The 22,209-nt window shown below is 41.0% G+C and carries 35 protein-coding genes and 1 pseudogene; 34 read left to right on the forward strand and 2 right to left on the reverse strand.

All coding sequences use genetic code 11. The features are described 5' to 3' along the window. Positions 1 to 3: 3 nt before the first annotated feature. The gene (locus NE363_RS02085) at positions 4 to 1,194 is read right to left on the reverse strand and encodes a PLP-dependent transferase (protein WP_445535747.1); all 1,191 of its coding nucleotides are present in this window, start codon (positions 1,192 to 1,194) and stop codon (positions 4 to 6) included. 168 nt (positions 1,195 to 1,362) lie between these two features. On the opposite strand from NE363_RS02085, the gene NE363_RS02090 reads away from it, so the two are divergent. From NE363_RS02090 to NE363_RS02235, 30 genes and pseudogenes are all read left to right on the forward strand, one after another. Further along, positions 1,363 to 2,091 (forward strand): type 1 glutamine amidotransferase, encoded by a 729-nt coding sequence (locus NE363_RS02090; RefSeq protein ID WP_445535748.1) that lies wholly within the window; start codon positions 1,363 to 1,365, stop codon positions 2,089 to 2,091. Positions 2,092 to 2,343: 252 nt separating this feature from the next. Further along, positions 2,344 to 2,655: a 30S ribosomal protein S10 gene (gene rpsJ / locus NE363_RS02095; RefSeq protein WP_000070912.1), complete on the forward strand. Its 312-nt coding sequence runs from the start codon at positions 2,344 to 2,346 to the stop codon at positions 2,653 to 2,655. Positions 2,656 to 2,712: 57 nt separating this feature from the next. Continuing rightward, on the forward strand, positions 2,713 to 3,351 hold the full coding sequence (gene rplC, locus NE363_RS02100; RefSeq protein WP_263614652.1) for a 50S ribosomal protein L3: 639 nt from the start codon (positions 2,713 to 2,715) through the stop codon (positions 3,349 to 3,351). 11 nt (positions 3,352 to 3,362) lie between these two features. Continuing rightward, entirely contained in the window at positions 3,363 to 3,965 is a 603-nt protein-coding gene (rplD, locus tag NE363_RS02105) for a 50S ribosomal protein L4 (RefSeq protein WP_002049755.1), read from the forward strand. Further along, the gene (rplW, locus tag NE363_RS02110; RefSeq protein ID WP_002049693.1) at positions 3,962 to 4,282 is read left to right on the forward strand and encodes a 50S ribosomal protein L23; all 321 of its coding nucleotides are present in this window, start codon (positions 3,962 to 3,964) and stop codon (positions 4,280 to 4,282) included. The genes rplD and rplW overlap by 4 nt, the downstream gene beginning before the upstream one ends. An 11-nt stretch (positions 4,283 to 4,293) precedes the next feature. Beyond that, a complete protein-coding gene (rplB, locus tag NE363_RS02115; protein WP_002049686.1) occupies positions 4,294 to 5,118 on the forward strand; it encodes a 50S ribosomal protein L2 in 825 nt (274 codons plus the stop codon). Positions 5,119 to 5,131: 13 nt separating this feature from the next. Then, complete coding sequence (gene rpsS / locus NE363_RS02120) at positions 5,132 to 5,407, forward strand: 30S ribosomal protein S19 (protein WP_001138119.1); 276 nt, start codon at positions 5,132 to 5,134, stop codon at positions 5,405 to 5,407. A gap of 11 nt (positions 5,408 to 5,418) precedes the next feature. Continuing rightward, entirely contained in the window at positions 5,419 to 5,748 is a 330-nt protein-coding gene (gene rplV, locus NE363_RS02125; protein ID WP_001982638.1) for a 50S ribosomal protein L22, read from the forward strand. A gap of 1 nt (position 5,749) precedes the next feature. Continuing rightward, positions 5,750 to 6,566, forward strand: a pseudogene (gene rpsC / locus NE363_RS02130) (30S ribosomal protein S3). After that, positions 6,506 to 6,919 (forward strand): 50S ribosomal protein L16, encoded by a 414-nt coding sequence (gene rplP, locus NE363_RS02135; RefSeq protein WP_002049688.1) that lies wholly within the window; start codon positions 6,506 to 6,508, stop codon positions 6,917 to 6,919. Before rpsC ends, rplP begins: the two are co-directional and overlap by 61 nt. Further along, positions 6,919 to 7,116, forward strand: coding sequence for a 50S ribosomal protein L29 (rpmC, locus tag NE363_RS02140; protein WP_000849928.1), 198 nt, complete (start codon positions 6,919 to 6,921; stop codon positions 7,114 to 7,116). The genes rplP and rpmC overlap by 1 nt, the downstream gene beginning before the upstream one ends. Beyond that, the gene (gene rpsQ, locus NE363_RS02145; RefSeq protein WP_001291845.1) at positions 7,113 to 7,370 is read left to right on the forward strand and encodes a 30S ribosomal protein S17; all 258 of its coding nucleotides are present in this window, start codon (positions 7,113 to 7,115) and stop codon (positions 7,368 to 7,370) included. Before rpmC ends, rpsQ begins: the two co-directional genes overlap by 4 nt. Positions 7,371 to 7,462: 92 nt before the next feature. Continuing rightward, positions 7,463 to 7,831, forward strand: coding sequence for a 50S ribosomal protein L14 (rplN, locus tag NE363_RS02150; protein ID WP_001982634.1), 369 nt, complete (start codon positions 7,463 to 7,465; stop codon positions 7,829 to 7,831). A gap of 9 nt (positions 7,832 to 7,840) precedes the next feature. Continuing rightward, positions 7,841 to 8,158, forward strand: coding sequence for a 50S ribosomal protein L24 (gene rplX, locus NE363_RS02155; protein WP_002049703.1), 318 nt, complete (start codon positions 7,841 to 7,843; stop codon positions 8,156 to 8,158). Positions 8,159 to 8,173: 15 nt separating this feature from the next. Further along, positions 8,174 to 8,710: a 50S ribosomal protein L5 gene (gene rplE, locus NE363_RS02160; protein WP_044119300.1), complete on the forward strand. Its 537-nt coding sequence runs from the start codon at positions 8,174 to 8,176 to the stop codon at positions 8,708 to 8,710. A gap of 9 nt (positions 8,711 to 8,719) precedes the next feature. Further along, positions 8,720 to 9,025, forward strand: coding sequence for a 30S ribosomal protein S14 (gene rpsN / locus NE363_RS02165; RefSeq protein WP_002049689.1), 306 nt, complete (start codon positions 8,720 to 8,722; stop codon positions 9,023 to 9,025). A gap of 11 nt (positions 9,026 to 9,036) precedes the next feature. Beyond that, complete coding sequence (gene rpsH / locus NE363_RS02170) at positions 9,037 to 9,432, forward strand: 30S ribosomal protein S8 (protein WP_002049732.1); 396 nt, start codon at positions 9,037 to 9,039, stop codon at positions 9,430 to 9,432. 13 nt (positions 9,433 to 9,445) lie between these two features. Then, positions 9,446 to 9,979, forward strand: a complete 534-nt coding sequence (rplF, locus tag NE363_RS02175; RefSeq protein WP_004705382.1) for a 50S ribosomal protein L6 — start codon at positions 9,446 to 9,448, stop codon at positions 9,977 to 9,979. A 14-nt stretch (positions 9,980 to 9,993) separates the two neighbouring features. Further along, the gene (rplR, locus tag NE363_RS02180; RefSeq protein WP_002049741.1) at positions 9,994 to 10,344 is read left to right on the forward strand and encodes a 50S ribosomal protein L18; all 351 of its coding nucleotides are present in this window, start codon (positions 9,994 to 9,996) and stop codon (positions 10,342 to 10,344) included. A gap of 2 nt (positions 10,345 to 10,346) precedes the next feature. Next, positions 10,347 to 10,844 carry a 30S ribosomal protein S5 gene (gene rpsE / locus NE363_RS02185; RefSeq protein WP_001141025.1) on the forward strand — a complete coding sequence of 166 codons (498 nt, stop codon included), beginning with the start codon at positions 10,347 to 10,349 and terminating at the stop codon, positions 10,842 to 10,844. A gap of 6 nt (positions 10,845 to 10,850) precedes the next feature. Further along, positions 10,851 to 11,027 carry a 50S ribosomal protein L30 gene (rpmD, locus tag NE363_RS02190; RefSeq protein ID WP_000849088.1) on the forward strand — a complete coding sequence of 59 codons (177 nt, stop codon included), beginning with the start codon at positions 10,851 to 10,853 and terminating at the stop codon, positions 11,025 to 11,027. 3 nt (positions 11,028 to 11,030) lie between these two features. Further along, positions 11,031 to 11,471: a 50S ribosomal protein L15 gene (rplO, locus tag NE363_RS02195; RefSeq protein WP_002049750.1), complete on the forward strand. Its 441-nt coding sequence runs from the start codon at positions 11,031 to 11,033 to the stop codon at positions 11,469 to 11,471. A 45-nt stretch (positions 11,472 to 11,516) separates the two neighbouring features. Continuing rightward, positions 11,517 to 12,836: a preprotein translocase subunit SecY gene (gene secY, locus NE363_RS02200; RefSeq protein WP_170318186.1), complete on the forward strand. Its 1,320-nt coding sequence runs from the start codon at positions 11,517 to 11,519 to the stop codon at positions 12,834 to 12,836. A gap of 20 nt (positions 12,837 to 12,856) precedes the next feature. After that, positions 12,857 to 12,973 carry a 50S ribosomal protein L36 gene (gene rpmJ / locus NE363_RS02205; RefSeq protein ID WP_000867907.1) on the forward strand — a complete coding sequence of 39 codons (117 nt, stop codon included), beginning with the start codon at positions 12,857 to 12,859 and terminating at the stop codon, positions 12,971 to 12,973. Between the two features lie 107 nt (positions 12,974 to 13,080). Further along, on the forward strand, positions 13,081 to 13,437 hold the full coding sequence (gene rpsM, locus NE363_RS02210; RefSeq protein ID WP_000090816.1) for a 30S ribosomal protein S13: 357 nt from the start codon (positions 13,081 to 13,083) through the stop codon (positions 13,435 to 13,437). Positions 13,438 to 13,456: 19 nt separating this feature from the next. After that, positions 13,457 to 13,843 (forward strand): 30S ribosomal protein S11, encoded by a 387-nt coding sequence (rpsK, locus tag NE363_RS02215; protein ID WP_001040166.1) that lies wholly within the window; start codon positions 13,457 to 13,459, stop codon positions 13,841 to 13,843. A gap of 12 nt (positions 13,844 to 13,855) precedes the next feature. Beyond that, entirely contained in the window at positions 13,856 to 14,482 is a 627-nt protein-coding gene (gene rpsD, locus NE363_RS02220) for a 30S ribosomal protein S4 (RefSeq protein ID WP_002049716.1), read from the forward strand. A 17-nt stretch (positions 14,483 to 14,499) separates the two neighbouring features. Further along, entirely contained in the window at positions 14,500 to 15,507 is a 1,008-nt protein-coding gene (locus NE363_RS02225; RefSeq protein ID WP_004705386.1) for a DNA-directed RNA polymerase subunit alpha, read from the forward strand. Between the two features lie 18 nt (positions 15,508 to 15,525). Then, positions 15,526 to 15,903, forward strand: a complete 378-nt coding sequence (gene rplQ, locus NE363_RS02230) for a 50S ribosomal protein L17 (protein ID WP_002049717.1) — start codon at positions 15,526 to 15,528, stop codon at positions 15,901 to 15,903. A gap of 181 nt (positions 15,904 to 16,084) precedes the next feature. Next, positions 16,085 to 17,575 carry a flavin-containing monooxygenase gene (locus tag NE363_RS02235; RefSeq protein ID WP_174742825.1) on the forward strand — a complete coding sequence of 497 codons (1,491 nt, stop codon included), beginning with the start codon at positions 16,085 to 16,087 and terminating at the stop codon, positions 17,573 to 17,575. 49 nt (positions 17,576 to 17,624) lie between these two features. On the opposite strand, the gene NE363_RS02240 is transcribed toward NE363_RS02235, so the two are convergent. After that, positions 17,625 to 18,797 carry an acyl-CoA dehydrogenase family protein gene (locus tag NE363_RS02240; RefSeq protein WP_004705390.1) on the reverse strand — a complete coding sequence of 391 codons (1,173 nt, stop codon included), beginning with the start codon at positions 18,795 to 18,797 and terminating at the stop codon, positions 17,625 to 17,627. Positions 18,798 to 18,986: 189 nt separating this feature from the next. Here NE363_RS02240 and NE363_RS02245 point away from each other — a divergent pair, with 189 nt between their 5' ends. From NE363_RS02245 to rrtA, 4 genes are all read left to right on the forward strand, one after another. Continuing rightward, positions 18,987 to 19,244: an FAD assembly factor SdhE gene (locus NE363_RS02245; RefSeq protein WP_002049719.1), complete on the forward strand. Its 258-nt coding sequence runs from the start codon at positions 18,987 to 18,989 to the stop codon at positions 19,242 to 19,244. Positions 19,245 to 19,250: 6 nt separating this feature from the next. Next, complete coding sequence (locus NE363_RS02250) at positions 19,251 to 19,640, forward strand: hypothetical protein (RefSeq protein ID WP_025469244.1); 390 nt, start codon at positions 19,251 to 19,253, stop codon at positions 19,638 to 19,640. Between the two features lie 768 nt (positions 19,641 to 20,408). Continuing rightward, positions 20,409 to 21,494 carry a hypothetical protein gene (locus tag NE363_RS02255; protein WP_019457778.1) on the forward strand — a complete coding sequence of 362 codons (1,086 nt, stop codon included), beginning with the start codon at positions 20,409 to 20,411 and terminating at the stop codon, positions 21,492 to 21,494. Between the two features lie 84 nt (positions 21,495 to 21,578). Next, a complete protein-coding gene (gene rrtA / locus NE363_RS02260; RefSeq protein WP_004705397.1) occupies positions 21,579 to 22,145 on the forward strand; it encodes a rhombosortase in 567 nt (188 codons plus the stop codon). The last annotated feature ends 64 nt before the right edge of the window (positions 22,146 to 22,209 follow it).

Here is a 22,209-nt window from a genome sequence, read left to right on the forward strand (position 1 = left end):
GTTTTACAAATATTTCAGCGCATTTTCGATATCTTGAATTAAATCTTGCGGATCTTCCAGACCTATACACAAACGAACCAATAAACCTTGTTGTAAATGTGTATTTTCAAGTTTTCGCATCATTTTTAGATCATAAAGCATGACAAGACTAACTGGACCACCCCAACTAAAACCAAGTTTAAATAGCTTAAGAGCATCGCAAAAGCGACGTATAGCTGAAATATCATAATCAGGTTTAAATATGACACTGACTAATCCTGCACTCTTACCTGTAGTGCAAATCTCTTGCCAATATTGATGACCTGGGGAAGCTTTATCACTTGGATGTAGAACTTGTGCAAATTGAGGCTGTTGCTTTAACCATTCCAATAAAGTTTTCGCGTTATTTGATTGCTGTTCATATCGTAGTGACATGTGGGCAAGGCTACGTTGAACTTGAGCTGTATCATCGCCAGATACTGAAATTCCTAAAATGGCATGCATTCGGAACAAACGATGATGTAACTTCTCATCACGTGTTACAACACTTCCCATTAAAATATCACCACCACCACTTGGATATTTTGTTAGCGCATGAACAGTTAAATCTACTGACAAGTGCTCATCAGAGAAATCAAAAGCATTAAATGCAAGTCCAGCTCCCCAAGTATTATCTAAAGCAGTTGCAACTCCATGTGCCTTTGCTTTTTTAACTAACTCTTTAAGATCAGGGAATTCGAGAGTGACAGAACCTGCTGTTTCTATCCATAAAAGTTTGGTTTTTTCAGTTGGTCTAAAGCTTGAGGCATCAATTGAATTATAAACTTTGACGCTAACACCATATTGATCTTTTAAGTAGTTTAGATGCTCCAGATTTGGACCATATATATTGTCTGGTACCCAAACTTCATCCCCTGTTCCTAAAAAAGCAGAGTTAACTAGATTTATTGCAGATAACCCACTTGGTGCAAGTAAACAGTATGAACCACCCTCTATTTGGGCAATATTGTCGCCTAAGGTAAACGTTGTTGGTGTGCCGTGTGTACCATAACTGTAGTCATAAGGATTGGTCCAATGACGGTCAAAAAGGTGCGCAGTCGATTTAAAAATAATAGTCGATGCACGAAATAAGGGAGGTTGCACGGTCTCGATGAATTGAGGTGCTTTTCGTGGTGCATGAATGAGTCGGGTTTGGAAATTGTTATGCTTTTTCATGGGGCGCTATGCTTTAAATAATAAGGTTAGATTAAGAGAAAACTCACTTATTCGCTAGATTTTTGATTAATTCTAAGATGTTTCGTTACTGCTGTAACATTCACTAAAAACTTGGCTTTATTTTTGCAAAGATCAAACCAACATTCTAACAACAATAGGTTTAAGCGCATGAAGTCGCATTTACGTGTTCACTATTTTCAACATATTGCTGGCGAAGGGTTTGGAAGTTGTTATTCATTTTTAAAAGCTCATCACGCCACTATTAGCTCTACGGAGTTCTTTGCACTTCCGGTTGATCGGTCACTTGAAATAGAAGCTTTACCACGAATTGAAGAGGTAGATTTACTATTAATCATGGGTGGAACCATGAGTGTAAATGACGAGGCAAACTATCCATGGCTTAAAATAGAAAAAAGATGGTTGCGTCGATATTTGGCGGCAGGAAAACCTGCTATAGGACTTTGCCTAGGTGGGCAGTTAATTGCAAATGCATTAGGTGCAGCTGTTAGTCGCAATCGTTATCAAGAGCTAGGATGGTCGACAGTTCAAAGAGTTGCTAACTTACCCCAAGAAAGCTTTCCGCTACCTGAAGAAATCAATGTGATGCAGTGGCATAGTGAAACATTTGAAATACCTAAAGGTGCTATACGTTTAGCTGAGAACGTTGCTTGTCGTAATCAGATGTATCAGATTGGGAAAAATGTATTAGGTTTTCAATTTCATCCAGAGATGACACCGGCAGCTTTAGAACTCTTACTTGAAAATGAAGAGGAGCTATCTATTTTTGACGGTGAATATGTTCAATCGGCAAGTGAACTGCAATATTCGGAAGCACAAAAATTTGAACAGGGTAATCAACTCTTAAATAAAGCAATCGAGTTTGTAATAAATGCATAGAATGAATGACTAATGCTAGGCTAAAGCAGGATTTGAACAAAAAATAGAAAAAGAGAATTGCATAAGACTTAAACAATCGTTATAATGAGCGACCCTCAAGAAGAGGGCATTTACTGCGAAGAAAGTAGTAAATGTGCATTACAGTCGTGGCATCGATCACGACCTTGGTGATTATCACTGCCTTTGACACTTACCAATAGGTGAGATGCGTCAAAGGTGATTCTTTATATATTTGGCTTGGAGTTTACTGGTATGTCTAACCAGAGAATTCGTATCCGTCTTAAGTCTTTTGATCATCGTTTGATTGATCAATCTGCTCAAGAGATCGTAGAAACCGCTAAGCGTACTGGCGCACAAGTTTGTGGTCCAATTCCGATGCCTACTCGCATCGAACGCTTCAACGTTCTTACTTCACCGCACGTTAACAAAGATGCGCGTGACCAGTACGAAATCCGCACCTACAAACGTTTGATCGACATCGTTCAACCTACAGATAAAACTGTTGATGCATTGATGAAGTTAGATCTTGCAGCTGGTGTTGATGTTCAGATCGCTTTGGGTTAAGGCTTTCGGTTAATTAACGATTAGTTAATTAGGCCGCTTTTTTAGAGGTTTATGCACATGGCTATTGGTTTAGTCGGTCGCAAATGTGGTATGACTCGCATCTTTACAGATGCTGGTGTTTCTGTACCTGTTACAGTCATCGAAGTCGATCCAAACCGCATTACGCAAATCAAAACACTTGAAACTGATGGTTATCAAGCTGTTCAAGTAACTACTGGTGAACGTCGCGAATCTCGCGTAACTAACGCTCAGAAAGGTCACTTCGCGAAAGCTGGTGTTGCTGCTGGTCGTTTAGTTAAAGAGTTCCGTGTTACTGAAGCTGAGCTTGACGGTCGTGAAGTTGGCGGTACTATTGGCGTTGATTTGTTCACAGTTGGTCAAATTGTTGACGTAACTGGTCAATCAAAAGGTAAAGGCTTCCAAGGTGGTGTTAAACGTTGGAACTTCCGTACCCAAGACGCTACTCACGGTAACTCAGTTTCTCACCGTGTATTAGGTTCTACAGGTCAAAACCAAACTCCTGGACGCGTGTTCAAAGGCAAAAAAATGGCTGGTCACTTAGGTGATGAACGCGTAACAGTACAAGGTCTTGAAATCGTATCTATTGACGCTGAACGTTCTGTTTTAGTTGTTAAAGGTGCAATTCCTGGTGCAACTGGCGGTGACGTAATTGTACGTCCTACCATCAAGGCCTGAGGGGAAATACCGTGAATTTGAAAACTGTTTCCGGCTCTGCTGTTGAATTGTCTGAAGTTGCTTTCGGACGTGAATTTAACGAGGCTCTTGTACACCAAGTTGTTACTGCTTATTTAGCAGGTGGTCGTCAAGGTACTCGTGCTCAAAAATCGCGTGCAGACGTTTCTGGCGGTGGTAAAAAACCATTCCGTCAAAAAGGTACTGGTCGTGCTCGTGCGGGTTCTATTCGTAGCCCTATCTGGGTTGGTGGTGGTAAAACTTTTGCTGCTCGTCCACAAGATTGGTCTCAAAAAGTAAACCGTAAGATGTACCGCGGTGCAATGCAATGTATCTTAGCTGAACTTGTTCGCCAAGATCGCCTTGTATTAGTTGAAGAGTTTGCTGTTGCAGCTCCAAAAACTAAAGAATTGCTTGCAAAACTTAACGACTTAAATGCTGCTCGTGCATTAATCGTTACTGACGCTGTAGATGAGAACTTATATCTTGCAGCACGCAACCTTCCGCATGTAGATGTGGTAGATGCAACTGCAATCGATCCTGTAAGCTTGATCGCGTTTGATAAAGTTGTGATGTCTGTAGCTGCTGCTAAGAAAATTGAGGTAGAACTCGGATGAACAACGAACGTATCTATCAAGTCCTTAAAGGACCAGTCTTCTCAGAAAAGGCACAAGTTTTAGGTGATACTGTTGGTGTTCAAGTATTTAAAGTAGACATTAATGCTACTAAGCTTGAAATCAAAAAAGCAGTTGAAAAACTTTTTGGTGTAGAAGTTGTTAAAGTTAACACAACTATTACTAAAGGTAAGACTAAGCGCTTTGGTCGTACATTAGGACGTCGTTCTGATGTTAAAAAAGCATACGTCACCCTGAAAGCCGGCCAAGATGTTGAAATGGCTGACTTGGGCGATACCGCTGAAAGCGCAGCGGAATAAGGACGAAAATTATGCCGATTCAAAAATGTAAGCCAACGTCTCCAGGACGTCGCTTTGTAGAGAAAGTGGTTCATGACCATCTTCACAAAGGCGCTCCTTACGCACCGTTGGTTGAAGCTAAAAAACGTACTGGTGGTCGTAATAACAACGGTCACATTACTACTCGTCACGTTGGTGGTGGTCATAAACAACACTACCGTATCGTTGACTTCAAACGTAACAAAGACAGCATCCCTGCTGTTGTAGAGCGTATTGAATACGATCCAAACCGTACAGCACATATTGCTTTATTGAAATATGCTGACGGTGAGCGTCGTTATATCATTGCACCTAAAGGTTTACGTGCTGGCGATAAAGTACAATCTGGTAACGATGCTCCAATTCGTCCAGGTAACTGCTTGCCACTTCGTAACATGCCGATCGGTTCTACACTTCATAACGTTGAACTTAAAATTGGTAAGGGTGCGCAATTAGCGCGTTCTGCTGGTGCTTCTGTTCAGTTGTTGGGTCGTGATGGTTCTTACGCGATTATTCGTCTTCGTTCAGGCGAAATGCGTAAAGTACACGTTGAATGCCGCGCTGTAATTGGTGAGGTTTCTAACCAAGAAAACAACCTTCGTTCATTGGGTAAAGCTGGTGCTTCACGCTGGCGTGGTGTTCGTCCTACCGTACGTGGTATGGCGATGAACCCGATTGACCACCCACACGGTGGTGGTGAAGGGCGTAACAAAGGTATTCAACCTGTAAGCCCATGGGGTCAAAAAGCTAAAGGGTACAAGACACGTACCAATAAGCGTACGACTAAGATGATTATTCGCGACCGTCGCGTCAAGTAAAGGAATCTGACTAATGCCTCGTTCTCTGAAAAAAGGCCCATTCGTCGATGCGCACTTGTTCGCTAAGGTTGAAGCGGCTGTTGCTAGTAACTCTCGCAAGCCGATCAAAACTTGGTCTCGTCGTTCGATGATCCTTCCAGATTTTGTTGGTTTAACAATCTCTGTTCATAATGGTCGTAATCACGTTCCAGTAATTGTTACTGAGCATATGGTTGGTCATAAACTCGGTGAATTCGCGCCAACTCGTACCTATCGTGGTCACGGTGTTGACAAGAAATCTAAACGTTAATAGGTGTCATGATGGAAGTAACTGCTAAATTACGCGGTGCCGCTATCTCGGCACAAAAAGCACGTTTGGTTGCAGATCTTATTCGCGGCAAATCTGTTGCGCATGCTTTAAACATCTTAAACTTCAGCAATAAAAAAGCTGCTGTTTTAGTAAAAAAAGCATTGGAATCTGCGATTGCAAACGCTGAACACAATAACAGTTTAGATGTTGACGATCTTAAAGTTTCTACGATTTACGTTGATGAAGGCATGAGCCTTAAACGTATTATGCCACGTGCTAAAGGCCGTGCAGATCGTATTACTAAGCGTACTTGTCACATCACCGTTAAGGTAGGGGTTTGATATGGGTCAGAAGGTTCATCCAATCGGTATCCGCCTAGGTGTTGTGAAACGTCATAACGCTAACTGGTATGCGAATCCGAAACAATACGCTGAATACTTGCTTAAAGATCTTCAAGTTCGTGAGTTTTTAACTAAAAAACTTAAGAATGCGATGGTAAGCAATATTCTTATCGAACGTCCATCAGGCGCTGCTAAAGTAACTATTAGCACAGCTCGTCCTGGTATCGTAATCGGTAAAAAAGGCGAAGATATTGAGAAATTACAGCGCGAACTTACCAGCATTATGGGTGTTCCAGCGCAAGTAAGTATCAACGAAATTGATCGCCCAGACTTAGATGCGCGTTTAGTTGCTGAAGCAATTGCTTCTCAATTAGAAAAGCGTGTTATGTTCCGTCGTGCTATGAAGCGTGCGGTTCAAAACACTATGCGTGCTGGTGCTAAAGGTATCAAAGTTGAAGTGTCTGGCCGTTTAGGTGGTGCAGAGATTGCTCGTACAGAATGGTATCGTGAAGGTCGTGTACCTTTGCATACGTTACGTGCAGACATTGACTATGCAACTATGCGTGCAGAAACAACTTACGGTACGATTGGTGTTAAAGTTTGGATTTTCCGTGGCGAGATCTTAGGTGGCATGAAACAAGTCATGAACCCTGCTCCTGCTGAAGATCGTCCAGCTAAACGTGGTCGTGGTCGTGGTGAAGGTCAAGAGCGTCGTGGTCGTCGCGGTGACCGTGCTGCTGACAAGGGAGAATAATCCATGTTGCAACCTAAACGTACCAAATTCCGTAAAGTGCATAAAGGCCGTAACACTGGTCTAGCGCATCGTGGTAGTACAGTATCATTTGGTTCGATTGCAATTAAAGCAACTGAACGTGGTCGTATGACTGCGCGTCAGATTGAAGCTGCACGTCGTACTATTAGCCGCCGTATTAAGCGTGGTGGTAAAATCTTTATTCGCGTATTCCCGGATAAACCAATTACTCAAAAGCCTCTTGAAGTGCGTATGGGTAAAGGTAAGGGTAGCGTGGAATACTGGGTTTGCCAGATCCAACCAGGTAAGATCCTGTACGAAATTGAAGGTGTGAACGAAGAATTAGCGCGTGAAGCATTTGCTTTAGCTGCTGCTAAACTTCCGTTTAAAACCACTATCGTGACTCGGACGGTAATGTAATGAAAACTAAAGATCTACGTGAAAAATCGGTAGAAGAGTTGAAAGCTTTGCTTGATGAGCAACAGCTTAACCAATTCCGTCTTCGTATGGCGAAAGCAACTGGTCAGTTGGGTAAATCGCACGAAGTGCAAGTTGCTCGTAAGACAATTGCTCGTATTAAGACACTCCTTACCGAAAAACAGGGGAACGGACAATGAGTGAAAAAACAGTCCGCACGTTAACCGGCAAAGTCGTAAGTGACAAAATGGATAAATCTATTGTTGTTCTTATTGAACGCCGCGTTCAACACCCGTTGTATGGCAAGTCAATTCGCCGTTCAACTAAGTTACACGCTCATGATGAGAACAATGTTGCTAAAATTGGCGATGTTGTAACCATTAAAGAAAGCCGCCCAATTTCTAAAACTAAAGCTTGGACTTTAGTGGAAGTAGTTGAAGCAGCTGCTGAGTAATTCGACGTTCTTGTTGCATCATCGGTCAATTTCGAGTACTCTTTGAGCCTTTCGAAATTGTGACCGGTGATGCTCGGTTTTGGAGTAGGGCAATGATTCAAACCGAAACTATGCTCGACGTAGCAGACAACAGTGGTGCTCGCCGCGTACAATGTATTAAAGTACTTGGTGGTTCACATCGTCGTTATGCTTCTGTTGGCGACATTATTAAAGTTACTGTAAAAGAAGCAATCCCACGCGCACGTGTTAAAAAAGGTGACGTGATGAATGCGGTTGTAGTTCGTACTAAATTCGGCATTCGTCGTCCAGATGGTTCTGTGATCCGTTTTGATGATAATGCTGCAGTTATCTTGAACAACAACAAAGCTCCGATTGCTACTCGTATCTTCGGACCAGTGACTCGTGAACTTCGTACTGAACAGTTCATGAAAATCATTTCATTGGCTCCTGAAGTTCTATAAGAGGCAATCATGGCTAAGATTAAAAAAGGCGATCAAGTTATCGTGATCGCAGGTAAAGAAAAAGGCAAACAGGGTACTGTATTGTCTGTTTCTGAAGACCGCGTTAAGGTTGAAGGCCTTAACTTAGTGAAGAAGCATCAAAAGCCTAACCGTGTAACTGGCGCTGAAGGCGGTGTAGTTACTCAAGAAGCTTCGCTTCATATTTCAAACGTGGCAATTTTAAATGCTACAACCCAGAAGGCTGACCGTGTTGGTTACCAAGTGATTGATGGCGTGAAAACTCGCGTTTATAAATCAAATGGTGAATCAGTGGCGGTAGCGAAGTAATAGGTTGAAAAGGCAATGGCCAGACTTAAAGCACGTTACAACGATGAACTTAAAGCAAAGTTACAAGAAGAACTTAGCATTAAGAACGTGATGGAAATTCCACGCATCACAAAAATTACCCTAAACATGGGTGTAGGCGCAGCTGCAACTGATAAGAAATTATTAGATGGCGCTGTAGTCGACATGCAATTAATTGCTGGTCAAAAACCAGTAATTACACTTGCTCGTAAATCTATCGCAGGTTTCAAAATCCGTGATGGTTGGCCGATTGGTTGTAAAGTTACTTTACGTGGCGACCAAATGTACGAATTCTTGGACCGTTTGATCTCAATCGCAATCCCTCGTATCCGTGACTTCCGTGGTTTCTCTTCGAAATCATTTGATGGTCGTGGTAACTACTCAATGGGTTTGAAAGAGCAAATCGTTTTCCCTGAAATCGATTTCGATAAGATTGATCGTATTCGTGGTATGGATATTACTATTACTACGACTGCTCGCACCGATGACGAAGGCCGTGCGCTTATGCGTGCATTCGGCTTCCCGTTCAAATAAGAGGTCGATATGGCTAAGAAAGGTATGATTAATCGCGAATTGAAACGCGAAAAAACAGTTGCTAAATACGCTGCAAAACGTGCTGAATTAAAAGCTACGATTGCAAACGTAAATGCAAGTGAAGAAGAGCGTTTCGAAGCGATGTTAAAGTTACAAGCATTGCCACGTAATGCATCTCCGGTACGTCTTCGTAACCGTTGTGGTTTAACTGGTCGTCCTCATGGTTACTTCCGTAAGTTCGGTTTAAGCCGTAACAAATTACGTGACACAGTAATGCAGGGTGATGTACCAGGCGTTGTTAAGGCAAGCTGGTAAGGAGCGACTAAATGAGTATGCAAGATACCGTTGCCGACATGCTAACACGTGTTCGTAACGCACAAATGGCTAAGAAACAAACTGTTTCTATGCCTTCTTCTAAGTTGAAAGTTGCAATTGCAAACGTACTTCAACAAGAAGGTTATATTTCAAATGTAGAAGTTGCTCAAGAAGAGACAAAATCTACTTTGACAATTACTTTAAAATATTTCGAAGGCAAACCAGTTATCGAAATGGTTAAGCGCGTAAGCCGTCCAGGTCTTCGCCAATACCGTGGTAAAGATAAACTTCCAAGCGTTAAGCAAGGTTTAGGTATTGCAATTGTTTCTACAAGCAAAGGCATCATGACTGATCGCGCTGCACGTGCTGCGGGCGTTGGTGGTGAAGTTATTGCTTTTGTTTCTTAATAGGTGATTCCTCATGTCTCGTGTGGCTAAAGCCCCAGTAACTGTACCTAATGGTGTAGCAGTTACTCAGAACGGCCGGCAGGTCGAAGTGAAAGGCACTAAAGGTACATTGTCTTTCAACCTGCATGCGCTGGTCGAGCTAAAACAGGAAGAAGGTAAACTTCAACTTGCTCCAGTTAAAGAATCGAAAGATGCTTGGATGCAAGCTGGTACTGCTCGCGCTGTATTGAATAACCTTGTAAAAGGTGTTAGCGAAGGCTTCGAACGTAAGTTGCAGCTAGTTGGTGTTGGTTATAAAGCTGCGGTTAAAGGTACTGTTGTAAACCTTAACCTTGGTTATTCACACCCAATTGACTACGCTTTACCAGAAGGTGTAACAGCGGAAACTCCAACTGCTACTGAAATCATTTTGAAATCAGCAAACAAGCAGTTGTTAGGTCAAGTAGCGGCAGAAATCCGTGCATACCGTGCTCCTGAACCATATAAAGGTAAAGGTGTTCGTTATTCGGATGAAGTCATTCTTCGTAAAGAAGCTAAGAAGAAATAAGGCGCGAGGTTCTTATGAACGAAAAGAAACAATCCCGTTTGCGTCGTGCGAAAAGCACACGCTTGCACATTCGTGCATTGGGTGCGACTCGTTTGTGTGTAAACCGCACTCCGCGTCACATCTATGCTCAAGTTATTTCAGCAGATGGTGGCAAAGTTTTAGCGCAAGCTTCAACTTTGGATGCATCTTTACGTAGCGGTACTACAGGTAATGTAGATGCAGCTACTAAAGTAGGTGCTTTAATCGCAGAACGTGCGAAAGCAGCTGGTGTAACTAAAGTTGCATTTGACCGTTCTGGTTTTAAATATCATGGTCGTATCAAAGCCTTGGCTGATGCTGCTCGTGAAAACGGCTTGGAGTTCTAATCATGGCTAAAGTTGAACAAAACGAAGGTCTTGTTGAAAAGCTGGTTGCCGTTGATCGTGTAGCCAAAGTTGTTAAGGGCGGTCGTATCTTCTCTTTCACAGCATTAACAGTTGTGGGTGATGGTAATGGTCGTGTTGGTTTTGGTCGTGGTAAAGCACGTGAAGTTCCAGCTGCTATTTCTAAAGCACTTGAAGCTGCTCGTCGCAACATGATCACTGTAGACCTTGCTGGTACTACTTTACAACACCCTGTGAATGCTCGTCATGGTGCAAGCCGTGTATACATGCAACCTGCTTCAGAAGGTACTGGCGTAATCGCTGGTGGCGCAATGCGTGCCGTTCTTGAAGCTGCAGGTGTACATAACGTACTTGCTAAATGTTATGGTTCTACTAATGCTGCTAACGTAGTAAACGCAACTTTTAAAGGTTTGCGTGATATGACTTCTCCTGAGAAAGTCGCTGCGAAACGTGGTAAATCAGTAGAAGAAATTCAAGGGTAATCAATCATGAAAACGATTAAAGTTACCCAGACTAAATCTTCTTCACATCGCTTGAAAAATCACAAGCTTTGCTTACAAGGTTTAGGTCTGCGTCGTATTGGTCATACTGTAGAAGTGCAAGATACGCCTTCTAACCGTGGTATGATCAACAAAGTCTACTATATGGTTAGTGTAGAGGAATAAGCCATGACTCTGCGTTTAAATGAGCTTGCACCTGCAGAAGGTGCAAAACGTGAACACCGTCGTTTAGGCCGTGGTATCGGTTCTGGCGTTGGTAAGACTGGTGGCCGTGGTGTCAAAGGTCAAAAATCACGTAAAAGTGGTGGCGTTCGTCCAGGTTTCGAAGGCGGTCAAACAGCGATTTATCGTCGTTTACCTAAATTCGGTTTCACTAGCCAAATCGCTTTAAAAACTGCTGAAGTACGTTTGTCTGAGTTAACTAAAGTGGAAGGCGACATTGTTAGCCTTGAAACTTTAAAAGCTGCGAATGTTGTTCGTCGCGATCAAATTCGTGCTCGTATCGTGCTTTCTGGTGAAATCACTCGTGCATTCACTGTTCAAGGTGTTGCATTGACTAAAGGCGCTAAAGCTGCAATTGAAGCAGCTGGCGGTAAAGTCGAGGAGTAATCTCGAGTGTCTATGTCTCCTAGTTCTTCAGGTCATGTCAACATGATGAAAGGTCAGCCATTTCATGTGAAATACCGTGAAATTATTCGCCGGATGAGTTTTCTAATCGGTGCATTGCTGGTCTTTCGACTAGGAGCGCATATTCCAGTACCAGGCATTAATAATGCTGCGTTAGAAAATTTATTTCATGCAAACCAAGGAACTATTCTTGGGCTATTCAATATGTTTTCTGGCGGTGCTTTAGAGCGAATGTCTATTCTTGCTTTAGGGATCATGCCTTATATTTCTGCATCAATTATTGTGCAGTTAATGTCAACAGTGATTCCTTCTCTTGAAGCCTTGAAAAAGGAAGGGGAGCAAGGTAAGCGTAAAATTAACCAATATACGCGTCAGGGTACATTATTACTTGCAGTGGTTCAGGCAGTAGGTATGTGTGCAGGCTTAATTGGTCAGGGTATTACTCTGTCTACGGGTCTTGCATTTTATATTCCTGCTGTTACGTCACTTATCGCTGGAACTATGTTCTTAATGTGGTTAGGTGAACAAATCACTGAAAGAGGTATCGGTAATGGTATCTCAATGATTATTTTTGCAGGTATTGTTGCTGGTTTGCCTAAATTAATTATGCAATCAGTGTCATCTGTAGATAATGGTCAAACAAGTTTGATTGGTCTTGTCATCTTTGGTCTTTTGTCTCTTGGTGTATTGGCTGCGATTGTGTTTATTGAAAAAGCACAGCGTCGTATTCCAGTAAACTATGCGCAAAAACAACAAGGTCGTCGTATATTTACAGCTCAGCAAACACATCTACCATTAAAAATTAATATGGCTGGTGTGATTCCTGCGATTTTTGCAAGCTCTTTATTGTTGTTCCCAGCTAGTTTGGGTCAATGGGTAGGTAGTGCAGATCCGAATGCTGGTTTAATTAAGCGTAGCTTACAAGATTTAGCTCTGGTATTGTCGCCTGGACAGCCTTTGTATTTGGTGCTCTTTGGTGCGTTAATTATCTTTTTCTGTTACTTTTATACGGCTTTAGTATTTAGCCCTAAGGAAGTATCAGAAAATCTAAAACGCAGCGGAGCTTATGTGCCTGGTATTCGCCCAGGTGAGCAAACTGCTCGTTACTTAGATCATATTCTTAATCGTTTGACGTTCATTGGTGCGATTTATATTACAGTCATTTGTTTAATGCCAATGATTTTACAGAGTTCTTTTGGTATTCCATTCTATTTAGGTGGTACCTCATTACTTATCGTAGTCGTTGTTGTTATGGACTTTATGGCTCAGCTACAAGCGCATTTAACTTCTCATCAATATGACAATCAAACATTAATGAGAAAAACGACTGCTCATCCTAAGGGATAAGCGCACTTAGAGGTTTCATCATGAAAGTACAAGCTTCTGTAAAGAAAATTTGTGGTAGCTGTAAAGTTATCCGTCGTAATGGGGTTATTCGCGTGATTTGTAGCGCAGAACCTCGTCATAAGCAGCGTCAAGGTTAATCTAATCAAGACCTGTTGATTTCAGTAGGCGAATTGGGTTAATATCCGCCCCTCAAGATTTTTGTGGGGCGGTTGATTATCTCTACTGCCTTTTTGGAGAAAAGTGAATGGCTCGTATTGCCGGTGTAAACATTCCGGATAACAAGCATGCTGTTATCTCCCTCACTTATATCTTTGGTATCGGTCGCCATACTGCTAAGAATATCTTAGCTACAGTTGGCATCACTGAAACTACTAAGATTCGTGAGTTGGACGATGCACAGCTTGATGCGATTCGTGCAGAAGTTGCTAAGGTTCCTACCGAAGGTGACTTACGTCGCGAAATTTCCATGAACATTAAACGTTTAATGGATTTAGGTTGCTATCGTGGCCTTCGTCATCGTCGCAGCTTGCCTGTCCGTGGTCAACGCACCAAAACTAACGCACGTACCCGTAAAGGTCCGCGCAAACCGATTAAAAAGTAAGATTTCTGGAAGCTAAAAGATGGCTAAAGATACTCGCACACGCAAGAAGGTCACTCGTACCGTCTCTGAAGGTGTTGCACACATTCACGCGTCTTTTAATAACACCATTGTTACGATTACCGATCGTCAAGGTAATGCATTGGCTTGGGCTACCTCAGGTGGACAAGGCTTCCGTGGTTCACGTAAATCAACTCCGTTTGCTGCTCAGGTAGCTGCTGAAGTTGCTGGTAAAGCAGCTTTAGATTACGGTTTGAAAAACCTAGACGTCCTTGTAAAAGGTCCTGGTCCAGGTCGTGAGTCTGCGGTTCGTGCATTAGGCGCAGTGGGTTATAAGATTAACAGCATTACCGATGTGACTCCAATTCCTCACAACGGTTGCCGTCCACCTAAAAAACGTCGCGTGTAAGGAGAAACATTCATGGCTCGTTATATTGGTCCAAAATGCAAACTCTCTCGCCGCGAAGGGACAGACCTGCAACTTAAATCTGGCGTTAAACCATTTGACGTCAAAACTAAAAAAGCTAACAAAGCACCTGGTCAACATGGTCAGGCTCGCGGTGGTAAGCAATCTGAGTATTCACTACAATTACGTGAAAAACAAAAAGTCCGTCGTATTTACGGTGTGTTAGAGCGTCAATTTAGTAACTACTATAAAGAAGCAGCTCGTGTTAAAGGCGCAACTGGTGAGAACTTGTTGAAATTGCTTGAAAGCCGTCTTGATAACGTTGTTTATCGCATGGGTTTTGGTTCTACACGTGCAGAAGCTCGTCAGTTAGTAAGTCACCGTAGCATTACTTTGAATGGTCGTCGTGTAAACATCGCGTCTATTCAAGTTAAAGCGGGTGATGTAATTGCGGTTCACGAAGGTGCTAAACAACAATTGCGTATTAAAAACGCGATTGAATTAGCTGCTCAACGTGGTATTCCAGCTTGGATTGATGTTGATCATTCTAAACTTGAAGGTACGTTTAAAGCTGCACCAGATCGTTCTGATTTACCTGCTGAAATCAACGAAAGCTTGATTGTAGAATTGTATTCTAAATAATCCTTGAGGTAGCAATAATGACGCGTACTGCAAACGAGTTTCTCACTCCGCAAGCGATCAAGGTCGAAGCGGTAAGCGGGACCTCGGCAAAAGTGATTCTAGAACCTTTAGAGCGTGGTTTTGGCCACACTCTAGGTAATGCTTTACGTCGCATTCTATTGTCTTCTTTACCTGGCGCTGCTGTGGTTGAAGTAGAGATAGAAGGTGTCGAGCACGAGTACAGTACTTTAGAAGGCTTGCAGCAGGACATCGTCGAGCTCTTGCTGAACCTAAAAGGATTGTCTATTAAGCTGTTCGATCAAAATGAAGCTTATTTAACATTAGAGAAACAAGGTCCTGGCGATATTACTGCTGCTGACCTTCGTTTACCTCATAATGTTGAAGTGGTTAACCCAGATCATTTAATTGGTACTTTGAGTGCTTCAGGTTCATTAAAAATGCGCTTGAAAGTTTCTCAAGGTCGTGGTTATGAAACATCTGATTCTCGTTTCCCTGAAGGTGAAACACGTCCAGTAGGTCGTTTGCAATTAGATGCTTCTTATAGTCCGATTAAACGTGTTTCTTACACCGTTGAAAATGCGCGTGTTGAACAACGTACCGATTTAGATAAACTGGTAATCGACCTTGAAACAAATGGAACGGTTGATCCGGAAGAAGCAATCCGCAAAGCGGCAACAATCTTGCAACAACAAATTGCAATTTTTGTTGATCTTCAGAAAGATCAAACTCCAGTTGCTCAAGAACCTCGTGAAGAAGTTGACCCAATCTTGCTTCGCCCAGTAGATGATCTAGAGCTTACTGTTCGTTCTGCTAACTGTTTGAAAGCAGAAAATATTTACTACATTGGTGATCTCGTTCAACGTACTGAAGTTGAGTTGTTAAAAACTCCTAACCTTGGTAAAAAATCGTTAACAGAGATCAAAGATGTTTTGGCATCGAAAGGCTTACAACTCGGTATGCGTCTTGAAAACTGGCCACCAGCTAGTCTTCGTATGGACGACCGTTTTGCCTATCGTAGCCGTTAATTAAGTAGGACTATCACCATGCGTCATCGTAATAGTGGTGTGAAATTAGGCCGTACAAGCAGCCATCGTAAAGCGATGTTCCAAAACTTGGCTAATTCTTTATTTGAACACGAGTTGATCAAAACAACTGTTCCTAAAGCTAAAGAATTACGTCGTGTTGCTGAGCCTTTAATCACTCTAGCAAAAAACGATACTGTAGCAAATCGTCGTTTAGCATTTGCTCGTACTCGTAATGCTGCAACTGTAGGTAAATTATTTACCGTACTCGGCCCTCGTTACAAAGAACGTAACGGCGGTTATCTACGTGTTCTTAAAGCGGGCTTCCGTGCTGGTGATGCAGCACCGATGGCTTACGTTGAGCTTGTAGATCGTGAAGTGAATACTTCAGCTGAATAATTGATATTATTCGAAAAAGGCCGGCTTTATGCCGGTCTTTTTTATTTTCTAAAAGCTATAAAAATAAAAAATTGTCCCAAAGTGACATAAAAAAACGGATAAATGGTCAAACTTGACATTGTGTATTGTCAAAATTGTGCTTTAATAAAGTTATATTCTCAACAATGGGTATAAAAATAAAATGGAAAAGCAAGTTGATATTCTAATCATTGGTGCCGGCATTTCAGGAATCGGAGTTGCTGCCCATCTATCTAAAAACTCTCCGCAGCGCCAATTTGAAATTTTAGAGCGTCGTGAATCTTTTGGGGGCACTTGGGATCTTTTCCGTTATCCTGGTATTCGTTCAGATTCAGATATGTCTACATTTGGTTTTAACTTTAAACCATGGTGTAAAGCAAATGTACTGGCTGATGGTGCTTCAATTAAAGGTTATTTAGGTGAAGTAATTGATGAGTTCAAATTAAAAGAAAAGATTCACTTTGGTCATCGTGTGCTTTCTGCAAATTATGATTCTACTTCAAAGAAATGGCATGTTGTTGTCGAGGATAGCAATAAAAAGCAACAGACTTGGGTAGCTAACTTTGTTGTAGGTTGTACTGGTTATTATAATTATGACCAAGGTTATGCTCCGACTTTCCCTAATCAAGATGCTTTTAAAGGTCAACTCATTCATCCGCAGCATTGGCCTGAAAACTTAGACTATACAGGTAAAAAAGTAGTAATTATTGGTAGTGGTGCTACAGCAATTACTCTAGTTCCTGCAATGTCGAAAGGTGGGGCAGGTCATGTGACGATGTTACAGCGTTCACCAACTTACATTGCAACAGTTCCTTCTATTGACTTCATTTATGAAAAAACTCGTAGATTTATGTCTGAAGAAACAGCTTATAAATTTACGCGTGCACGTAATATTGGTATGCAACGCGCAATTTACGCATTGTCACAAAAGCACCCTAAAACAGTTCGTCGTTTACTCTTAAAAGCAATTGAAATGCAGCTTAAGGGTAAAGTGGATATGAAACATTTTACGCCTTCTTATAATCCTTGGGATCAGCGTCTTTGTGTAGTCCCTGATGGTGATCTATTTAAGATTCTTCGTGAAGGTAAGGCAAGTGTTGAAACTGATCAGATCGAGAAATTTACAGAGACGGGTATTCAATTAAAGTCAGGCAAACACCTTGATGCCGACATCATAGTGTCTGCAACTGGTTTACAAGTCCAAATTATGGGTGGTGTTCAAGCTAAAGTTGATGGTAAGCCAATCAACTCCTCAGAACATATGCTTTACAATGGTATTATGCTAAGTGATATTCCAAACATGGCAATGATTATTGGCTATGTGAATGCATCTTGGACATTAAAAGTTGATATTGCAGCTGATTATATTTCCCGTCTATTAAACTATATGGACAAGAATAACTATGATGAGGTTATTCCAACGGGTAATAAAAACGAAATGGAAGAAGATACTGTAATGGGTAAATTGTCTTCTGGTTATATTAGTCGTGCAGCTCATGAGCTTCCAAAACAAGGTAAGCATGCTCCATGGCAAGTAACCAATAATTATCTTGAAGATAGAAAGTCATTACAAAATGCTAAATTTGATGATGGCATTCTTCATTTTCACAAACATTCAGATGTAAATACACGTAAGCCAAAGCTAGTGTCTTAAGATTTGAAATAAAAAGGAGGCAAATAGCCTCCTTTTTTTATGCTTGGTATTAAAGTGTTCTAGAGATTAGCTCTTTCATAATTTCATTGGTGCCTGCATAAATACGGTTTGCTCGGTGGTCAATATAAGCACGAGCAATTGGATATTCCAGCATGTAACCATAGCCACCATGTAATTGAAGACATTCATCGACTATTTTCGAGAACATATCTGAAATTTTATATTTGGCAGCTGCGGCAGCTTCGATACTCAACTTTTCTTCAAGTTGTAATTCCATACAACGATCTAAATAGGTACGGCAGAAATCAATTTCAGTACGTAGTTCTGCGAGTTTGAAACGTGTATTTTGGAAAGCACTAATTGGCTTGCCAAATGCTTTACGATCTTTTGTATATTGAACAGTATGTGCAAACGCTGCTTCTGCACCAGCTTGGCAGATAATAGCAACCAACATACGCTCCCAGGCTAATTCTTTCATGAGCATAATAAAGCCCATGCCTTCCATGCCTAAAAGATTTTCTTTAGGAACACGAACGTTATCAAAGAAGAGTTCACATGTATCTTGACCTTTCATGCCAATTTTGTTGAGTGGTTTACCTTTAGTAAAACCAGCACGGTCAGCTTCAACAATAATAAGTGATAAATTGGCAGAGCCTTTATCACTGTTGCCTGTTTTACAGACCACGATGGCCATATCACACAAGTAGCCATTGGTAATAAATATTTTTGAACCATTAATCACATATTCATCGCCATCAAGAACGGCTGTTGTTCGAACAGCTTGTAAATCTGAGCCTGTTCCTGGTTCTGTCATGGCAATTGCGGTCACTGTTTCACCAGTTGCCATTTTCGGAAGCCATTTTTGCTTTTGTTCTTCGTTTCCAAAGTTATTGATATAGTTGGCGACAATATCAGAATGTAGTGAGAAACCTGTACTTGAGTCCATCGCGTATGCTTGTTCTTCGATAAGAATCATACTGTATAAGCGGTCCACACCTGAGCCACCGTATTGTTCTGGCATGGTGGTGCATAGTAAACCTAATGCACCAGCTTTATTCCAAAGATCTCGGTCCACATGTTGTTGTTTTTCATATTTTTCAGTATTTGGTACAACTTCTTTCTCATAGAATTTACGTACCGTTTCACGAAAAGCTTCATGTTCTTCGTTAAATAGATGGCGAGGTAACATATTTGGAATGGGACGAATAGCACCAGATTGCATTGTATTTCTTCCTTGGTTTGGGCTTGATGTTATAAGTCTAAACATAAGGCAAGCTCATTAGGTCTAACAATGTGATGAATGCTCATTTATAGCTATGAAGTGATAAGTTTGGTCAATTTGAGATTTTTAGCGAACTTTCTTATGTGATCAGGTAAACTAGGCGCACTATCAACGCAGATGGGGAAATAAATGTCTGAAGAAATGACCTTGGAAGAACGTAAAGTAGTTTATCGCGCACGCCGCGGTTTAAAGGAAATTGATGTCTATTTTGACCCGTATGTGAAAAATTATTATTTAAAGGCAGATCCAGCAGAAAAAGCATTGTTTGCTGAATTAGTAGAGCAGGAAGATCCTGATTTACTTGACTGGTTTATGGAAGTATCTGAACCGCCGCGTACAGAATTACGTGATTTTATTCATAAATTAAAGCATTATGTTCATGGCTGATTAGTTTTGATCAACCAATTGAATTTTAAACTGAAATATAGCCGTTTTTCGATTATATTTCAGTTTTTTATTGGCCTATGTTTAGCAGCTCTGTTTTATCAGCTGATACCAATACTCTGGTGGTTAGTTACGGTCTGTTTATTATTTATAAGTTTTATTTTCTTTTTAAAGCGACCACAGCTCGTTCAAATTGCTTATTTAGATCAGAAATTATGGTCACTTAGCTTTCATTCAGAACAAACCATTTCTCGTGTAGAAATTTTAAAAATAATTGATTATCAGATTTTCATAGTGGTCTATTTTAAGGGTGATAAAACATTAACTTCTGTTATTTGGTTTGATCAAATGTCCTTATCTCAATGGAAACAGCTTAAGACTTTAGAAAAATTCTATTAATTGTTAGACAATTCTACATTTGTATATTTATTTAAAAATATTAAAAATCAATTAATTAAGATTTATTTCTATTTAGAAAATATAAATTGTCTAGTTAAAATACAGAAAAAATAGCAAGAAAGCTAATTGTCCGACAATTTCTCAATATGGTTATTATTCTATCGGTTAAAGTACAAACACCAACGTAAAGTGTGTCGGAGGTCTCAAATGGAGATGCCAACATGGTCGTTCTTGGTCATTGCCATCATTCTGGCAGTGGTGATAGGAAGAGCAGGAACTTTACTCAGGGAACATCTTAATAAAGCTAATCTTAGCAAAGTTAAGAGACAGAGGATGCAAAGGTCGTCGGTCAGTCAATAGTTTAATTGATTAATCGATTCATTTCATCAAGTGTCCGGTTTTTACTGGGTGCGAATGTAGTAAGGAGGTCTCTCATGGAGATTTCAATGTGGATGTTTCTGTTAATTGCAGTTGTTATGGCTGTAGTAGTAGGAAGAGCAGGAACTTTACTCAAGGATTATATAGAACAACAATAATATAAGCCGTTAAAAGCTTATCCCAGTTAATAAGTAGCATGTGCTGAACCGTCGCAATGCTACTTTTTTTTGCCTAAAATTTTTGTTTACCTGAAAAACTGTCAATTTTATCTGCTGTGAAGTGTGTCAAAGTATAAGCGCTACAATTAGAGTAATTACTCTTTTATTCAAGATATGCATCTGCTAATGTACATCTGAAAAGGAAAAAACAAATTACATCGAGGACAGGAAGATGTCTAAAGTCCAAAAAATAAGCCAAGGTTTGGCGATGAGTTTTCTTGCAGCTTCAGTTTTATCAGGTTGTTCATACGTCGTGAAAAGCGGAGCAAATGTTGCTTTAGGTTTTACGGAAAAGCACGTCGTTCCACCTATTTTGGCAATGCAAGATGCTGAAATGGTTTGTAATACTGGTAGTGCTTTAACTCCTGCAATCATGTCGACTAAAGGGATGGGTGCAGATCCTACTCGTGTTGCTGTCTTAATGTATGCTGCTTCAGGTGTATGTGCGGAAAACCAAGCATTAGAACAGGAGTTACGTTATTTGCGCGCTTCAAAAGCAGGACAAGTAACAGAAGCTCAAGATGCACGTATTGCGCAGAAGCGTTGGGCTGCAATTGCTGCAGAGCGGCAATATACGGGCTATAAATTATTCGCTGATCGTTGGGAATCTAAATATAAGTACCATTTAGGTGACTCTTGTCCAACTATGCGTAGCGATACCGATCAGACTGTATATCTACTTGGAATGATCAGTGGCCTTCAAGCGGTGACAAATGACATTAATTCAGGTGGTTCTGTCAATGTTCCGAAAGATATTGCTGCTATTGTAGAACGTGGCATGGTTTGTCTTGATAACCAAAAGTTCTGGGGAGCACCAAATGCAACACGTGCGGTGATCTGGACTTTATTACCAGGGGCTAACGAAGGTAAGCCAGACCCGTATGAGACGTTAAAGCAATCTGTGCAAATCGGTGAGCAAAAAGGTGTTCGTTTATCGCATGCACTCTACGCTGTAGCTGCTCAAGCGAGTGGTGACGACGCCAAAATCCGTGATGCATTAAAAACTTATGCAGCATCTCAAGCAGATGATAAACCAGTTAATCCGAACTTTAAGTTAATCGATAGCATGGCTGGTTTAATTGTTCGTGGTATTTCTGACCGCTATTGGACTGAGCATACAGGCGTTCGTACAGGTGACGGCGGTATGTCTCATTTCTGGGATGAGAAAAACGAGGGTTCAGCAGAACTGGATGAGTTATTTGACGGTGGGGCTGCATCAGAAGTTCCAGCAGACTCAGCAACTGCACCTGCACAGTAAAAAGATCTGAAGAAACTAACTCCTTGCGTTGCTACTTATTTTTCGTATTAATCGTAAGGAGTCTAGTTTTAAAAGGAGTGTGCTATGAAGGATCATGTACTCAATAAAAAAGTGCTTTTGGTCGCAGGGTGCATTTCTGTTTCTGCATGTCTACAAGTATTTCCAGATTATTTTATTTATTGGCGTGAAAGCTTACTTGGTGAGTTTTGGCGTTTGTGGACAGCGCATTGGGTACATGTGGGGTGGATTCACTTCCTTTTAAATATGATGGCATTTGCATGTTTGCCCTTCATATTTCCACATACCAAAGTGTGGCATATCTTAATTCTTCTTTTTCTTCTACCACCATTTATTAGCTTGGTGTTCTATTTTTATTTACCTTATATCGATGCATATGCCGGCCTATCTGGTGTACTTCACGGGCTATATACAGCCGTTGCTCTAGTTTATTTGCAATATCGCAAAGAACGGAATTTTGCATTGTTAGTTTTAGGGCTAATTATTGCCAAACTGGTTTGGGAAAACACCTTTGGACAAACGGGCACTGCACAACTGATTGGTAGTCCTGTTTTAACCGAAGCTCATTTGTATGGTGCGATAGGCGGTGCGATCTTTGGGGGATGCTATTGGCTTATACAGAGATTCAAGTAGGAAGATTGACAATACAAACTGTTAAAAAAGAGATTTTAGTCATTCTTTATTGATAAAGTTTGAT

The organism is Acinetobacter sp. G18, from assembly GCF_052660225.1.

What these genes read in the sequence shown, in the direction of transcription:
- rplC (WP_263614652.1), top strand. Translation starts at nt 2,713, where the DNA reads ATGGCTATTGGTTTAGTCGGTCGCAAATGTGGTATGACTCGCATCTTT.
- rpsE (WP_001141025.1), top strand. Translation starts at nt 10,347, where the DNA reads ATGGCTAAAGTTGAACAAAACGAAGGTCTTGTTGAAAAGCTGGTTGCC.
- NE363_RS02255 (WP_019457778.1), top strand. Translation starts at nt 20,409, where the DNA reads ATGTCTAAAGTCCAAAAAATAAGCCAAGGTTTGGCGATGAGTTTTCTT.
- NE363_RS02245 (WP_002049719.1), top strand. Translation starts at nt 18,987, where the DNA reads ATGTCTGAAGAAATGACCTTGGAAGAACGTAAAGTAGTTTATCGCGCA.
- rpsN (WP_002049689.1), top strand. Translation starts at nt 8,720, where the DNA reads ATGGCTAAGAAAGGTATGATTAATCGCGAATTGAAACGCGAAAAAACA.
- rpsS (WP_001138119.1), top strand. Translation starts at nt 5,132, where the DNA reads ATGCCTCGTTCTCTGAAAAAAGGCCCATTCGTCGATGCGCACTTGTTC.
- rpsD (WP_002049716.1), top strand. Translation starts at nt 13,856, where the DNA reads ATGGCTCGTTATATTGGTCCAAAATGCAAACTCTCTCGCCGCGAAGGG.
- rplN (WP_001982634.1), top strand. Translation starts at nt 7,463, where the DNA reads ATGATTCAAACCGAAACTATGCTCGACGTAGCAGACAACAGTGGTGCT.
- rplW (WP_002049693.1), top strand. Translation starts at nt 3,962, where the DNA reads ATGAACAACGAACGTATCTATCAAGTCCTTAAAGGACCAGTCTTCTCA.
- NE363_RS02240 (WP_004705390.1), bottom strand. Translation starts at nt 18,797, where the DNA reads ATGCAATCTGGTGCTATTCGTCCCATTCCAAATATGTTACCTCGCCAT.
- rpmJ (WP_000867907.1), top strand. Translation starts at nt 12,857, where the DNA reads ATGAAAGTACAAGCTTCTGTAAAGAAAATTTGTGGTAGCTGTAAAGTT.
- NE363_RS02225 (WP_004705386.1), top strand. Translation starts at nt 14,500, where the DNA reads ATGACGCGTACTGCAAACGAGTTTCTCACTCCGCAAGCGATCAAGGTC.
- rpsH (WP_002049732.1), top strand. Translation starts at nt 9,037, where the DNA reads ATGAGTATGCAAGATACCGTTGCCGACATGCTAACACGTGTTCGTAAC.
- NE363_RS02085 (WP_445535747.1), bottom strand. Translation starts at nt 1,194, where the DNA reads ATGAAAAAGCATAACAATTTCCAAACCCGACTCATTCATGCACCACGA.
- rpsK (WP_001040166.1), top strand. Translation starts at nt 13,457, where the DNA reads ATGGCTAAAGATACTCGCACACGCAAGAAGGTCACTCGTACCGTCTCT.
- rplQ (WP_002049717.1), top strand. Translation starts at nt 15,526, where the DNA reads ATGCGTCATCGTAATAGTGGTGTGAAATTAGGCCGTACAAGCAGCCAT.
- secY (WP_170318186.1), top strand. Translation starts at nt 11,517, where the DNA reads ATGAAAGGTCAGCCATTTCATGTGAAATACCGTGAAATTATTCGCCGG.
- rplO (WP_002049750.1), top strand. Translation starts at nt 11,031, where the DNA reads ATGACTCTGCGTTTAAATGAGCTTGCACCTGCAGAAGGTGCAAAACGT.
- rplB (WP_002049686.1), top strand. Translation starts at nt 4,294, where the DNA reads ATGCCGATTCAAAAATGTAAGCCAACGTCTCCAGGACGTCGCTTTGTA.
- rpsQ (WP_001291845.1), top strand. Translation starts at nt 7,113, where the DNA reads ATGAGTGAAAAAACAGTCCGCACGTTAACCGGCAAAGTCGTAAGTGAC.
- rplV (WP_001982638.1), top strand. Translation starts at nt 5,419, where the DNA reads ATGGAAGTAACTGCTAAATTACGCGGTGCCGCTATCTCGGCACAAAAA.
- rplP (WP_002049688.1), top strand. Translation starts at nt 6,506, where the DNA reads ATGTTGCAACCTAAACGTACCAAATTCCGTAAAGTGCATAAAGGCCGT.
- rplR (WP_002049741.1), top strand. Translation starts at nt 9,994, where the DNA reads ATGAACGAAAAGAAACAATCCCGTTTGCGTCGTGCGAAAAGCACACGC.
- rpsJ (WP_000070912.1), top strand. Translation starts at nt 2,344, where the DNA reads ATGTCTAACCAGAGAATTCGTATCCGTCTTAAGTCTTTTGATCATCGT.
- rplF (WP_004705382.1), top strand. Translation starts at nt 9,446, where the DNA reads ATGTCTCGTGTGGCTAAAGCCCCAGTAACTGTACCTAATGGTGTAGCA.
- rrtA (WP_004705397.1), top strand. Translation starts at nt 21,579, where the DNA reads ATGAAGGATCATGTACTCAATAAAAAAGTGCTTTTGGTCGCAGGGTGC.
- rpmD (WP_000849088.1), top strand. Translation starts at nt 10,851, where the DNA reads ATGAAAACGATTAAAGTTACCCAGACTAAATCTTCTTCACATCGCTTG.
- NE363_RS02090 (WP_445535748.1), top strand. Translation starts at nt 1,363, where the DNA reads ATGAAGTCGCATTTACGTGTTCACTATTTTCAACATATTGCTGGCGAA.
- NE363_RS02235 (WP_174742825.1), top strand. Translation starts at nt 16,085, where the DNA reads ATGGAAAAGCAAGTTGATATTCTAATCATTGGTGCCGGCATTTCAGGA.
- rplX (WP_002049703.1), top strand. Translation starts at nt 7,841, where the DNA reads ATGGCTAAGATTAAAAAAGGCGATCAAGTTATCGTGATCGCAGGTAAA.
- rpmC (WP_000849928.1), top strand. Translation starts at nt 6,919, where the DNA reads ATGAAAACTAAAGATCTACGTGAAAAATCGGTAGAAGAGTTGAAAGCT.
- rplE (WP_044119300.1), top strand. Translation starts at nt 8,174, where the DNA reads ATGGCCAGACTTAAAGCACGTTACAACGATGAACTTAAAGCAAAGTTA.
- rpsM (WP_000090816.1), top strand. Translation starts at nt 13,081, where the DNA reads ATGGCTCGTATTGCCGGTGTAAACATTCCGGATAACAAGCATGCTGTT.